The 13,009-nt window shown below is 58.0% G+C and carries 11 protein-coding genes; 9 read left to right on the top strand and 2 right to left on the bottom strand.

What is annotated here, in order from left to right:
• Nucleotides 1–176: 176 nt before the first annotated feature.
• Nucleotides 177–1,691, bottom strand: coding sequence for a hypothetical protein (locus tag AB4Y85_RS05305; protein ID WP_441983821.1), 1,515 nt, complete (start codon nt 1,689–1,691; stop codon nt 177–179).
• Between the two features lie 331 nt (nt 1,692–2,022).
• Between AB4Y85_RS05305 and AB4Y85_RS05300 the strand changes: the two genes are divergently transcribed.
• From AB4Y85_RS05300 to AB4Y85_RS05275, 6 genes are all read left to right on the top strand, one after another.
• Complete coding sequence (locus AB4Y85_RS05300; RefSeq protein WP_441983820.1) at nt 2,023–2,862, top strand: alpha/beta hydrolase; 840 nt, start codon at nt 2,023–2,025, stop codon at nt 2,860–2,862.
• Between the two features lie 235 nt (nt 2,863–3,097).
• The gene (locus AB4Y85_RS05295; RefSeq protein ID WP_441983819.1) at nt 3,098–3,904 is read left to right on the top strand and encodes a cytochrome c oxidase subunit II; all 807 of its coding nucleotides are present in this window, start codon (nt 3,098–3,100) and stop codon (nt 3,902–3,904) included.
• Between the two features lie 53 nt (nt 3,905–3,957).
• Nucleotides 3,958–5,736, top strand: coding sequence for a cytochrome c oxidase subunit I (locus AB4Y85_RS05290; RefSeq protein WP_441983818.1), 1,779 nt, complete (start codon nt 3,958–3,960; stop codon nt 5,734–5,736).
• Nucleotides 5,729–6,436, top strand: coding sequence for a cytochrome c oxidase subunit 3 (locus AB4Y85_RS05285; protein WP_441983817.1), 708 nt, complete (start codon nt 5,729–5,731; stop codon nt 6,434–6,436). Before AB4Y85_RS05290 ends, AB4Y85_RS05285 begins: the two co-directional genes overlap by 8 nt.
• A gap of 10 nt (nt 6,437–6,446) precedes the next feature.
• Complete coding sequence (locus AB4Y85_RS05280) at nt 6,447–7,169, top strand: heme-copper oxidase subunit III family protein (RefSeq protein WP_441983816.1); 723 nt, start codon at nt 6,447–6,449, stop codon at nt 7,167–7,169.
• A gap of 10 nt (nt 7,170–7,179) precedes the next feature.
• Nucleotides 7,180–7,515, top strand: coding sequence for a cytochrome C oxidase subunit IV family protein (locus AB4Y85_RS05275; protein ID WP_441983815.1), 336 nt, complete (start codon nt 7,180–7,182; stop codon nt 7,513–7,515).
• On the opposite strand, the gene AB4Y85_RS05270 is transcribed toward AB4Y85_RS05275, so the two are convergent.
• On the bottom strand, nt 7,499–8,371 hold the full coding sequence (locus AB4Y85_RS05270) for a DUF2189 domain-containing protein (RefSeq protein ID WP_441983814.1): 873 nt from the start codon (nt 8,369–8,371) through the stop codon (nt 7,499–7,501). The genes AB4Y85_RS05275 and AB4Y85_RS05270 overlap by 17 nt on opposite strands.
• Nucleotides 8,372–8,683: 312 nt before the next feature.
• Between AB4Y85_RS05270 and xylB the strand changes: the two genes are divergently transcribed.
• The 3 genes from xylB to AB4Y85_RS05255 all read left to right on the top strand — a co-directional run bounded on the left by xylB (nt 8,684) and on the right by AB4Y85_RS05255 (nt 12,932).
• Nucleotides 8,684–10,168: a xylulokinase gene (gene xylB, locus AB4Y85_RS05265; protein ID WP_441983813.1), complete on the top strand. Its 1,485-nt coding sequence runs from the start codon at nt 8,684–8,686 to the stop codon at nt 10,166–10,168.
• Between the two features lie 206 nt (nt 10,169–10,374).
• Nucleotides 10,375–11,904 (top strand): sugar ABC transporter ATP-binding protein, encoded by a 1,530-nt coding sequence (locus AB4Y85_RS05260; protein ID WP_441983812.1) that lies wholly within the window; start codon nt 10,375–10,377, stop codon nt 11,902–11,904.
• Nucleotides 11,901–12,932, top strand: a complete 1,032-nt coding sequence (locus AB4Y85_RS05255) for an ABC transporter permease subunit (RefSeq protein ID WP_441983811.1) — start codon at nt 11,901–11,903, stop codon at nt 12,930–12,932. The genes AB4Y85_RS05260 and AB4Y85_RS05255 overlap by 4 nt, the downstream gene beginning before the upstream one ends.
• Nucleotides 12,933–13,009 lie beyond the last annotated feature (77 nt).

Here is a 13,009-nt window from a genome sequence, read left to right as displayed (position 1 = left end):
CATCGACCTCGGAATGGGCGCAAGTCGGAGTTGGCGGCCTTTTCTCGAAAGATTCCAAACAAGATCAGGCTTCACTGTGACGTTCGAAATGACAATGGGAACATTGAGAGCGGTTTATACCCATTATGGACTACGGACAGCGGAGTACTTCAGGCATTTCGGGTGTAAGTCTTCCGTCAGACCTGAAGCCATCCCAACCTGATCTGCTTGTTCTCCGCGCCGGCGGTGAACTTCTGCTTGAACTCCGCAAGTCCGCGGCTTCGACCTGCGTCGCCGGAGTTGATCCATTCCCGATCAGGATACAGCTTCGAATGCTCGTGGACGATTAGCGGGCCAACATCATATTGATGATCGCCCCTCCCATAAACATAAGTGGCCCATGAAGCGCCGAGATAGCTGCCTACAGTGTAGCCGATAACGTCGTCATCCAGCATCACCGCTACATGCCGGACGCCCAGGGGCTCCAATGCCGCCAGGTTCTCTAGGCTCCAGACTGTACGGGCTCGATAATATGTCGTCTCGCCCTTCGCCTTCTTGTCTGCGAACCAACGGTCATTGCAAGCCAGGACGCGATCAAGATTGCCCGAATTGATCGGCTCCAGATGCACGCCTGCTTTCAGGAGTTTGCGGATATTTCGGCGATGACCCTGCAGGGAGGAACCGATCATTCCGGAGACGGTTTCGCGCTTCCACACGAATTCATGATAGCTTTTGGGAGGTGCTATGCGGCTTATCCAGTCTTCCTGATAAGGGGCGAAGACTGGCCCTATAAGGTCACCAGGATTGAGCGCCTGCATTTCACGCCTAAGAGCATGATTGTACTCATCACGATCGGACATCAGCGGTAGAAATTTAGTCCTCTTTCCTACGCGAATGAGGATGCAATCCCGCTTCACGACCTCTGTCGCGCCATGAGCGAAGTCCTCGGCCAGCACCAGCAGGCTCATGTCGAATGCCGTTCCGCCCAAAGCCTCCAGATGCCCCCCCCATTCAGCGGCGCGGGCAAGGGTCTCCCGCTGAAGCCAGGTAGGCCCCATTGGTGGGAGACCCGAGGGTTCCGACTGAGGCAGCCGTTCGAGACGCTCCCGAGCTCCGCTGTGGTCAGGGTCTTCCGCAAGGATGTCGCGATATATCTCTCCCGCATCCCGAAACCGCAGCAGCTTACGCAATTGCCCGGCGACTTTGAGCTTCAAATCTATTCGGGCGGGATCCGCTGCCAAGGCAGCCTGATAATAGTTCAGCGAGAGCCGATGCTCACCCCGCATGCGCGCAATATGACCGAGCCCTGCCAGCGCCCGAACCAGCATCGGCTGTTCTTTCAGCAAGCCGAGATATAGAGCTTCTGCCTCGTCCAGACGCGAGAGCGTTCTCAGTTCCTGTGCCATTTCAAGCCTAGGCCGTGTCCGGCGTGGATTGGCGGCCCGCGCGACTTCAAAATAATTCAGCGCCGCAGCAGCATCGCCGCGCTGCCGAGCAAGGTAGCCGAGGTTCAGGGGAGCCCGATACCCATTCGGCTGTTTCTCCAAGATAATCTGGTAGACGCTTTCGGTGGCCCTTCGTAACGCAGCAACGGCATCAAGATGAATGGGCACTTGCCCTTCCGCCTCAGGAAACTCAGCTTGGCTGTTGGCTTCCATAGCTGAGGCGTGTTTTATATGAGAAGCTTGCGGGATCACGGTGGCCTCCAGCATGACCAGGGAAGGTTTGATTATTGTTGCCCCTCAAGATGGCAGCATGGGTAAGCTATGCGATCCAACCTTTCCGCTGCCTTGCGCTTATTGTGCCCACGAAGAACATTCGACCGCCAGAGCCTGCTTTGCGGAAGAGGATGCTATTTGGAGGTACGCCGGAAATCTCCCGCCCTTTTTCGCCACCCTCTGCCAAGCTCGGATGTTCGACAGAACGTTTTTGCTCAATGTTCAGATTTGCCACCGTAAGATTTAAGCTGGACAAGGGATCTTCATGTCAACCGCAGATCCATTTCGTTAAAGAAAGCTGATGCAGGGACGCGGAGGCAGGGTCATGATTCCACGCGGCTCCGGGCAAATGCAGGCGACCCTCGATGGCGTCACCTTCGATGTCTATACCTACAAGCCAGATGCGCCGGTCAAAGGAATTCTGCTGATCTACCACGGCACATCGCGCACGGCGGGCAGCTACCGCGACTATGCCATCGAGCTCGCCGAACGTGGAAAGCTCGTGGTGGCGGCGCCGCTTTTCGATAAAGCCCGCTTTCGCATCAGGGATTATCATCGCGGCGGCCTAGTGGATCGGGGCGGAAACCTCAAGCCTGCCAGTCAGTGGACGACACGCTTCGTGCCGCTTCTGGCCGAATGGGTGCGAGCGCAAGAGGAAGCGGAAACGCTGCCCTACTGGTGCTGGGGCCATTCCGCCGGCGCGCAGTTTTTGTCGCGTGTGGCGGCATTCGAGCAGCCGGATGGGCGCCGCATCGTATTGGCGAACGCTTCGAGCTATGTGCTGCCACTGCTTGGCCGCTATCCTGATGGAGAGGCAGCGCCTTATGGCATGGGTGGCGTTTACGAATACGACGAAGAACGAGAGAAGCTGCGCGGCTATCTCGGCATGCCTGTCACGATCTATCTCGGCTCCAGGGACGACGACCCACGGGACCCTGAATTGTCCATGAAACCTGAGTCCAGACGACAGGGTGTGCAGCGCAAGCATCGTGGCGAGCGCACATTCGCGCTCGGCCAACGCCAAGCGGCGGCCCTAGGTTGCCCCTTCGGCTGGCAGCTGGTCTACGCGCCTGAAGGCGAGCATTCGACCTGGCAAATGATTCAATCCCAATGCGTTCTTGACGCTTTGGAATTGTTCAGATCGTCGGAAGTCAGATTCATCTAGCAAATGAGATAAAGGCAGGATGACTGGCCTTCGAGTCATCGCTCCCGGCGAATGTGACTTCGTTGACCAAGAAAAGCCAAAGGTGTAAGTTTAAACCTTAGCTGACAGTTTGCATTGACCGGATTTCTTCTCATCTCCGGAAGCCTTGATCTGAGCGTTCGAGTACAATTATTCGATGATCGTTGTTGCCGCCTGATTTTTCATGCCGAGCACGGATGTGTGGGGATGAAAGGAAATGGCTCTCGCGCTTGTCTTTGTCATAGTGGCCATCGGCTCCGTTGTTTTCCACCTCGTCAGCCCATGGTGGTGGACGCCGATCGCGTCCAATTGGCATTACATCGACGATACTATTCTCATGACGTTCTGGATTACAGGCGCTGTCTTCGTCGCAGTGGTACTGTTCATTGCCTATTGCGTCTACCGGTTCCGGCACCACCCGGGCCGCCAAGCGACATATGAGCCGGAGAACAAGCGACTGGAATGGTGGCTAACGGTCATCACGGGAATTGGCGTCGCCGCCATGCTGACGCCGGGTCTTTTTGTCTGGCGGCAATTCGTGACAGTCCCGGAGGATGCAACCGATATCGAAGTCATGGGCCAGCAATGGCAATGGACGTTCAGGCTTCCCGGCCCCGACGGCAAGTTGGGCCTTGCGGACATGCGGCTTGTCGGCCCCGACAACCCGATGGGCCTCAGCCGAGAGGATGCTGCCGCTCAGGATGATGTGGTGATCGAAGGGGGGGAGCTGCGCTTGCCGGTCGGCAAGCCGGTGAAGGCCCTGCTGCGCTCGGTCGACGTCATTCACGATTTCTATGTGCCGGAGATGCGAGCGAAGATGGATCTTGTTCCCGGGCAGGTCTCCTACATTTGGTTCACGCCCACACGAACGGGCACATTCGAAATTCTATGCGCTGAACTGTGCGGTGTCGCGCATTCGCAGATGCGCGGAACATTGGTGGTCCAGGAGTTGACTGAATACCAAACATGGCTGAAGGGCCAGAAGGCGCAGGGCTTCGCGCGCCTGTCGCCCTTGGCCCAATAATGACGTCATAGAAGGCGGGGGCCTTAGAGAAAACGGCCAGGGAGAGCGTCCTGATGGTTGATGTCCCAATCGGTCACTCCGGAGCAGCATCCGCTGCCGAGGTCGAGGATGTCGAACTCTATCATCCGCACAGTTGGATCACGCGATACGTTTTCAGCCAGGACGCGAAAGTCATCGCGATCCAATACTCCCTGACCGCGCTATCCGTCGGCTTGATCGCCCTCGTCCTGTCATGGCTCATGCGCCTGCAGCTCGGCTTTCCAGGCATGTTCTCCTTCATTGATCCCAATGCCTATTACCAGTTCATCACGATGCACGGCATGATGATGGTGGTCTATGTCTTGACAGCCCTGTTCCTCGGCGGCTTCGGCAACTACCTCATTCCCCTGATGGTCGGCGCGCGGGACATGGTTTTTCCCTATATCAACATGCTGAGTTTCTGGGTCTACCTCCTTGCGGTTCTCGTGCTCATCGCAAGCTTCTTTGCACCAGGCGGCCCGACGGGTGCTGGCTGGACCCTTTATCCTCCGCAAGCCATCCTATCCGGCACACCTGGCGGCCAGGATTGGGGCATCATCATGATGCTCGTCTCGCTGATGATCTTCATTATCGGGTTCACCATGGGCGGCTTAAACTACGTCGTGACGGTTCTGCAGGCGCGCGCGCGTGGCATGACACTGATGCGCATGCCATTGACGGTCTGGGGCATCTTCACCGCGAGCTTCATGGCGCTGCTCGCCTTTCCCGCCCTCTTCGTCGGCGCCGTGATGATGCTGTTCGACAGGGTGTTCGGAACCAGCTTCTTCGTTCCGGCCATCGTGGAGATGGGGCAGCCCCTCGACCGCAGCGGTGGAAGCCCGTTGCTGTTTCAGCATCTGTTCTGGTTCTTCGGCCATCCCGAGGTTTACATCGTCGCCCTCCCCGCCTTCGGCATCGTCTCGGATTTGATCAGCACTCACGCGAGGCGCAACATCTTCGGCTATCGGATGATGGTCTGGGCTCTTCTCGCCATCGGCGCGCTGAGCTTCGTCGTGTGGGCGCACCACATGTATGTCAGCGGCATGAATCCTTATTTCGGCTTCTTCTTCGCTACCACGACGCTCATCATCGCCATCCCGACCGCGATCAAGGTCTATAACTGGATCCTCACCCTCTGGCGGGGCAATATTCATTTGAATGTTCCGATGCTGTTCTCCCTCGCCTTCATCGTCACCTTCGTGAATGGAGGCCTCACAGGCCTGTTTCTCGGTAATGTCGTCGTCGATGTTCCGCTCTCCGATACCATGTTCGTGGTCGCCCATTTCCACATGGTCATGGGCGTGGCACCGATCCTCGTGATCTTCGGAGCCATCTACCATTGGTATCCCAAAGTCACGGGCCGCATGATGAACGATGCTCTTGGCAAGCTGCATTTCTGGGTCACGTTCTTGGGCGCCTACGCTATTTTCTTTCCGATGCACTACCTCGGACTCATGGGTATCCCACGCCGTTATCATGAGATCGGCGAGATGGCGTTCGTTCCCCAATCAGCGCACACGCTCAATGCATTCATCACCATTGTGGCGCTGATCGTCGGCGCGACGCAGTTTGTCTTCGTCTTCAATCTTTTCTGGAGCCTGCGTTACGGCAGAGCCTCGGGCGGAAATCCATGGCATGCGACGACGCTCGAATGGCAGACGCCCGAAACGCCGCCTTCGCACGGCAATTGGGGCAAACACCTTCCTGTCGTCTATCGATGGGCCTACGATTACAGCGTGCCTGGTGCGAGTCAGGATTACCTGCCACAGAACGATCCTGGTCCCCAGCCCGCCATGGGAGGCTCGCATGGCTAGCATCCTGGCGCTCCTCAGCCTTCTCGCCGTCATCGCAACCTGGTGGCTCATCCGCCAGGGCATCACATCGAAGCCATGGCTGGAGCAAGGCGTTTCGGGTAGTTGGACCGACGATGTTTCAGCGGGTCTATCAAAAGAGAAAGTTGGATTGGGCGTCTTCATCGCTGTCGCCAGCTCGCTGTTTGCGCTTTTCATCAGCGCTTATGCCATGCGCATGCAGATGGCAGATTGGAGAGACTTGCCGATACCCAGGCTTCTCTGGCTCAACACAGGCATTCTTTTTCTGAGCAGCATAGCCCTGCATCGAGCCAGTCGAGCGGCCAGGGACCGCGACTTTGATACCGCAAGAATAGGCTTGCTGGCTGCAGGCATCACGGCCCTGGCCTTCGTTTCCGGCCAGCTTCTGGCATGGCGGCAGCTCACGAATGAAGGATACTGGCTGACCTCAAACTCGGCCAATGCCTTCTTCTATGTTCTCACGGGCCTCCACGGCCTGCACCTCCTTGGCGGCATGGCGGTTCTGGGCTTTGTAATAGAGAAATCATGGCGCGCACGCGGGTTGGAAGAGCGACAACAGCTGACCATCCAGCTCTGCACCACCTACTGGGATTTTCTGCTCGTCGCATGGCTTGTTCTTTTTGGAGTCATGACAGGTTGGGCCGGCGAACTTGTCGACTTGTGCCGGCAGATATTGTTCTGAGGAGGCTGCCATGACGGAGCAGGCGCTGCATCAGATCGATCGACCGAGCCACGAGGCAACTGGTCTTCGGGGCATTGCGGCCGACTATGCCTCTGACCGGAAGGCCTTCAGAGGAGTATCCTGGGGGAAGGCCATGATGTGGATCTTCCTCCTCAGCGACACTTTCGTCTTCAGCTGCTTTCTGATTTCCTACATGACCGCGAGGATGTCCACGACGGTTCCGTGGCCCAACCCGAGCGAGGTGTTCGCCCTGACGATTGCAGGCACGACGCTTCCGCTCATCCTGATCGCCATCATGACCTTCGTTCTGATCAGCAGCAGCGGCACGATGGCAATGGCCGTCAATTACGGTTATCGGCGCGACCGAAGAATGACCGCTGGACTCATGTTCCTTACGGCCCTCCTCGGGGCCACGTTCGTCGGAATGCAAGCTTTCGAGTGGACCAAGCTTATCCACGAGGGTGTCCGACCGTGGTCAAACCCCTGGGGCGCTGCTCAATTCGGTTCAACCTTCTTCATGATTACCGGTTTTCACGGCACGCACGTGACCGTCGGCGTCATATTCCTTCTCATCATTGCGCGAAAAGTCTGGCGCGGGGATTACGACACCGAACGGAAGGGTTTCTTCACGAGCAGGAAGGGCAATTATGAAGCTGTCGAGATCATGGGCCTCTACTGGCACTTCGTTGATCTCGTGTGGGTCTTCATCTTCGCTTTCTTTTATCTTTGGTGAGGGGAATAGCATGGCGCATTCAGCCGCACACACACAGGGCCAACAGCACCCCATCAAGCTCTATCTGGTCGTCTGGGCATGGCTCTTCATCTTGAGCACATGCTCCTACATGGTCGACTATTTCCAGCTCGAAGGTTTTCTGCGCTATTCGCTTATTTTGCTCTTCATGGTGCTGAAGGCAGGCCTCATCATGGCTATCTTCATGCATATGGCATGGGAGCGCCTGTCCTTAGTCTATGTCATCCTTGTGCCGGTAAGCGCAATCCTCGTCTTCGTCGTCATCATGGTGTTCGAGGCGGATCATACATTGCTGACCCGCCTCACCTTCTTCACATCCGGTCCCTGATGCGCTCAGCCATCGATTGAGGTGATTTCCCTTGAACGGCAGGGTGAGCCTCTTCAGGGGAAGGCGGCTCGACGACGCGCCGATAGAGGTGCCAGGTTGCGTGCCCGAGAACCGGCATCACGACGGCCAGTCCGACGAAGAGCGGAATGGAGCCGATCAGCAGGGCGGCGGCCACGATCAATCCCCACAGCGCCATCGTGAATGGGTTCATCACAACGGCCTTGATCGACGTATAAACCGCGACCGCCACTCCCACATCGCGATCAAGAAGGAGCGGGAAGGAAATCGCGCTGATGCTTAGGACAGCGAGAGCGAAGACAAACCCAAGGGCGTTCCCGAGAACGATCATCCTCATCCCTTCCGGCGTAGACAGAACCTGATCCATGAAGGCGGGATAAGATGACGGCGCCGCATAGCCGAACATCGCTTCATAAAGCAAACGCGCCGTCGTCAGCCACACCAGGAAGATCACCAGCAGCACGACGCCGAGGCCGATGATGGATGGAATCGATGGAGATTTGAGCACGTCGAACGCATCCCTCCACGATGTTGAAAGGCCCAGCTCCCGACGGCGACTGATCTCATAAAGGCCGATGCCCGCGAAGGGTCCGATCAGGGCAAAGCCCGATGCCAGAGGGTAGAGCAACGGCAGAGCGTTATTCGTGAATGTCAGAGCAGCAAGGCAGACGCCGAGCACGGGATAGATCAGACCGAGAAAGACGAGATGGGAAGGCATTGCCCAGAAATCATTGAAGCCCTTACGAAGGGCCTCCCGAAGATCCGATGGGCTAATGTGGCGGACAACCGGATGGGCCGGAGCATCGCTTGCGCCGGCGACGATGTGAAAATTTGCCATAACCACTCCTCCAGGGATGAACCTTGGCAGTAGAGGCCACGGAAACGGTGCGCATCATAATAGGTACACGCACAGCTGCGACCTACCCTGCTCCTATGTCCATTTAGGTCGCGATTGTTGCCCTTTCTAAGGCGACTGGGAATCAAGCGTGACGATCTGCCGACTTATAACCCGACTAAGCACCAGATCGCCGACGACCTGTAAGCTGGAGGCTGCCCTACCCGGCTGTTTGCGTCCGTGATAGTTTTTCCGCCAAAGCCAAGCTAACCAAGCCGGGGTTGGATTTGCGACGACGAGGCGGAAAGTAGAAGCATGGCGCATTACCTCGGGATTGACGTTGGAACATCGGCTGTGAAGGCTGTCGTCATCGACGAACGGCAATCGGTTCTCGCCGAAGCTGATGTCGCCTTGCATATTTCCCGCCCGCGCGATGGATGGTCGGAACAAAGTCCCGACGATTGGTGGAAGGCGGTTCAGATCGTTATCGGGCGGCTCTCCAAGCAATCGGAAGCTGGTCTGAGCGATGTGCAAGGCATCGGGCTTTCCGGCCAGATGCACGGGGCCGTTCTGCTCGACGCGCATAACCGGCCCATCCGCCCCGCTATCCTTTGGAATGATGGGCGCTCTTCGAAGGAAGCGGAGGAGCTCGGATCGAAACATCCTGAACTTGCCCGCCGAGTAGGTGTCCTCCCGATGCCGGGATTGACTGCGCCAAAACTCCTGTGGCTTGCGAAACACGAGCCTGAAGCCTTTCGTGCTGTCAGAAAAATCATCTCGCCGAAGGATTACATCCGGTTCAAGCTCACCGGCCTTCTCATGACCGACATGTCGGATGCGGCTGGAACATGGTGGCTGGATGAAGCGGCGCGCGACTGGTCCGACGAAGCCCTGGCCGCGACCGGGATCGACCGGTCGTATATGCCCGGTCTTGTCGAGGGATCGCAATCCTCCGGCGTTTTGAATCCTGCGCTTGCACGGCAATGGGGCATGGGCGGCGGGATCGTCGTCGCAGGCGGCGCAGGCGATGCCGCAGCCGGCGCCGTCGGTCTAGGCGCCATTGAGGACGGGTCGGCCTTCATCTCACTCGGCACGTCCGGACAGCTTTTCGTGACTGCACGGGAATTCAGACCCGCCCCGGAGACATTGCTTCACACCTTCTGTCATGCTCTGCCCGACCGTTGGTTTCAGATGGCGGCGATGTTGAATGGTGCAAGTTGCCTTGCATGGGTGGCCGGCATATTGCAGCAAGATATTGCCAAGCTTCTCAGCAGCACGGAAGCTGCCTATCGCGCACCCTCAAGAGAACTCTTTCTGCCCTATCTCACAGGAGAGCGGACTCCACATAACGATCCCTATGCCCGGGGTGTCTTTTTCGGCATGTCTCCTGAAACCGTGCAGAGCGATCTGGTGCAGGCAGTCCTTGAGGGCGTTGCGTTCAGCTTTGCCGATGCCAAGCACGCGCTCGAAACCGCCGGCACGAGGTTCACCAGCGCCGGCTTGGTGGGCGGTGGATCGCGCAGCGCATTCTGGGCACAGATCTTCGCCAACGTTCTGAACATCCCGCTCCAGCGCTTCGAAGGCAGCGACAAGGGGCCCGCTTTTGGCGCAGCACGATTGGCCAAGCTTGCAGCGACCGGTGATCCACCCGAGAATGCTTGCAAGGCACCTTGCATCATTCAGACAGTTTATCCGCAACCACGCTTGGTCGAGGCTTATGCGCCTCGCATCGAATCGTTCTGCGGTCTCTACCGTGCCCTGAAGCCGGAATTCCAAAAGGCTGCAAGCTCCGCCAATTGACAGCGCATCGCGCGATCCTAGTATTTCTCCTATCCTGAATGAAGCAAGTCATCGTCACGCGAAGACGAGACCTTCAGGGAGGAACGGCTTGTGTCCAGGCGATATCGTTACGGACCGATCCTTGTTCGACATTGCCCGCAGAGCGCGGGGATGGATGCTGCATGTTCCCCTCATACACTCTACTGCCCTGATCTGCGGGAGCACCTATGACCGGATCTGCTCCAATCCTCGAAATGGTCGGAATTTCGAAAACGTTTCCTGGAGTGAGAGCGCTTACTGACGTCTCCCTTACCGTTTATGCGGGTGAAATCCATGCTCTCATGGGTGAAAACGGCGCGGGCAAGTCGACGCTCATGAAAATTCTGTCGGGCGCTTATCACGCAGATCCCGGCAGCGAGATCCGCATCGATGGTAAGCACGTCACCATCAGCAGCCCCCTGGACGCGCTCCATTGCGGAATCTCGACGATCTATCAGGAGCTTTCTCTGGCACCCAATCTGAGTGTCGCGGAAAACATGTTGCTGGGGCGGGAGCACAGAAGAGGTCCGATGATCGACCGCCGCTCCATGGATCGGGCCTGTCGCAGGGTGCTCGACAGGCTCGGCGTACGCTTCAAGACATCGACAAAGGTCAGCGAGCTTTCTATGGCCGAGCGGCAACTTGTCGAGATCGCACGCGCACTGATCGCCAATGCCCGCATCCTGATTATGGATGAGCCGACGACATCGCTCTCCTCCAGGGAGACGGACGCCCTGTTCGCTCTCATCCGGCAGCTTCGGGCCGAAGGTCTTGCAATCATCTATATCAGCCATCGCATGGCGGAGGTCTATGAACTTGCGGATCGGGTCTCCGTACTGCGAGACGGAGCCTATGTCGGCACGCTTACTCGAGACGAGCTGTCGGCGGAGCGCCTGGTGCGCATGATGGTGGGGCGCGACCTGTCGTCCTTCTACAAGAAAGATCATGATGCGAAGGGCAGCAGAGGGCCTGTCCTGTTCTCGGTAAGTCACGTGAGCGATGGCGGACGAGTGCATGCCTGCTCATTCGATCTCCATCAAGGCGAAGTGCTCGGTCTTGCGGGTCTTGTCGGCGCCGGACGCACCGAGTTGGCGCGTCTCATTTATGGCGCCGATCCCAAAGCGACCGGCGAGGTTACACTCAACGGCACGAAGCTTTCGCTTCACCGCCCGGAGGATGCGATCAATGCGGGCATCGTCTATTTGACGGAGGATCGAAAGCATCTTGGTCTCTTTCTCGACATGACCGTCAGGGAGAATGTCAATCTGAACGTTCTGCAGCGGGATGCCCGCACGGGAAGCATTCTCAACATCAGGGCAGCCAAGAACCGGGCTGCCGCCGCGATCCGCGCGCTTGGGATCAAGGTCGTGGGCGATATCGTGCCGGTCGGAAGCCTGTCGGGCGGCAATCAGCAGAAGGTTCTGCTCTCACGTCTTCTCGAAACACAGCCCCGGGTCATCATTCTGGATGAGCCGACGCGAGGTGTCGATATCGGCGCGAAGTCCGAGATCTATCGTCTCATCGATGATTTGGCCCGGCGCGGGGTGGGCGTGATCGTGATCTCAAGCGAGCTTCCTGAAGTTGTCGGCATCTGCGACCGCGTGCTCGTCATGCGCGAGGGGAGGATTGCCGGTGAGGTCGGTGGAGTTGGACACCCTCCCATCACGCAGGAAAACATCGTCGCCATCGCGACCGGAGTGAAGGAAGCCGCAGCATGACCTCTCCCAATGAGACGAGCGCTCCCCTTCAATCCACTGGCGTGGGAAATGCCGAGGCCGGCAGCCAAAGCCTCCAGCGCCGCCTTGCATGGCGTTCCACCTTACAGGCCATCGGCATGCTGCCGGTACTCATCATCCTCGGCATCGCATTTCAGCTGATGTCGGGCCGCTTTCTCAGCGTGCAAAACCTTTCGATTGTGGCGCAGCAGGCTTCTATCAATACCGTTCTTGCGGCGGGCATGACTTTCGTCATCCTGACCGGCGGCATCGACTTATCCGTCGGCTCCATTCTCGCCGCATCGGCCATGGTAGCCATTCTCGGGTCCCAAATTCCCGAATGGGGCATGCTGGGCATCCCGGCGGCCCTCCTCATGGGGCTTGTGCTGGGGCTTGCGAACGGTGCTCTCATCGCTTTCATACGCCTGCCTCCTTTCATCGTAACCCTCGGCTCGCTGACCGCTGTCCGGGGCCTGGCCCGCTTGCTCGGTAACGATACGACCCGGTTCAACCCCGATCTTTCATTCGCGTTCATCGGCAACGGCTCTCTTCTCGGTGTTCCATGGCTTGTCTGGATCGCCTTGCTATTCGTCGTCATTTCCTGGTTCATCCTGCGTCGCACCGTTCTCGGCGTTCACATCTATGCGGTCGGCGGCAACCAGGATGCAGCGCGGCTGACCGGCATCAAGGTCTGGGCGGTTCTTCTTTTCGTCTATGCGGTCTCGGGGCTCGCTGCGGGCCTTGGCGGCGTCATGTCCGCAGCAAGATTGTATGCCGCGAACGGCCTGCAGCTCGGTCAGTCCTACGAGCTGGATGCCATCGCTGCCGTAATCCTCGGCGGCACCAGCTTCGTGGGCGGCATCGGCTCGATCTGGGGAACCTTGATCGGAGCCCTCATCATCGCGGTTCTGTCGAACGGCCTCATCCTCGTTGGTGTCTCGGACATCTGGCAATTCATCATCAAAGGCTTTGTCATCATCGGCGCGGTGGCGCTCGACCGCTATCGCCTGAAGGGGTCCGCGCGCACTTAGCATTGCGGACCGATCACTGCGCTCGAGGTCTGGTCGACTCGTCGCGGCATCAACCAGACCAGGAACGATGTGGAGGA

Origin of the sequence: Microvirga sp. 2YAF29, from assembly GCF_052114605.1 — a bacterium.
In the GTDB taxonomy this organism is placed as follows: domain Bacteria; phylum Pseudomonadota; class Alphaproteobacteria; order Rhizobiales; family Beijerinckiaceae; genus Microvirga.
This window is presented reverse-complemented; position numbering and strand designations above follow the sequence as displayed.

Bases quoted from the DNA above. Each gene is read 5' to 3' on its own strand.
- AB4Y85_RS05305 (WP_441983821.1), bottom strand. From the start codon at position 1,691: ATGCTGGAGGCCACCGTGATCCCGCAAGCTTCTCATATAAAACACGCC.
- AB4Y85_RS05300 (WP_441983820.1), top strand. From the start codon at position 2,023: ATGATTCCACGCGGCTCCGGGCAAATGCAGGCGACCCTCGATGGCGTC.
- AB4Y85_RS05295 (WP_441983819.1), top strand. From the start codon at position 3,098: ATGGCTCTCGCGCTTGTCTTTGTCATAGTGGCCATCGGCTCCGTTGTT.
- AB4Y85_RS05290 (WP_441983818.1), top strand. From the start codon at position 3,958: ATGGTTGATGTCCCAATCGGTCACTCCGGAGCAGCATCCGCTGCCGAG.
- AB4Y85_RS05285 (WP_441983817.1), top strand. From the start codon at position 5,729: ATGGCTAGCATCCTGGCGCTCCTCAGCCTTCTCGCCGTCATCGCAACC.
- AB4Y85_RS05280 (WP_441983816.1), top strand. From the start codon at position 6,447: ATGACGGAGCAGGCGCTGCATCAGATCGATCGACCGAGCCACGAGGCA.
- AB4Y85_RS05275 (WP_441983815.1), top strand. From the start codon at position 7,180: ATGGCGCATTCAGCCGCACACACACAGGGCCAACAGCACCCCATCAAG.
- AB4Y85_RS05270 (WP_441983814.1), bottom strand. From the start codon at position 8,371: ATGGCAAATTTTCACATCGTCGCCGGCGCAAGCGATGCTCCGGCCCAT.
- xylB (WP_441983813.1), top strand. From the start codon at position 8,684: ATGGCGCATTACCTCGGGATTGACGTTGGAACATCGGCTGTGAAGGCT.
- AB4Y85_RS05260 (WP_441983812.1), top strand. From the start codon at position 10,375: ATGACCGGATCTGCTCCAATCCTCGAAATGGTCGGAATTTCGAAAACG.
- AB4Y85_RS05255 (WP_441983811.1), top strand. From the start codon at position 11,901: ATGACCTCTCCCAATGAGACGAGCGCTCCCCTTCAATCCACTGGCGTG.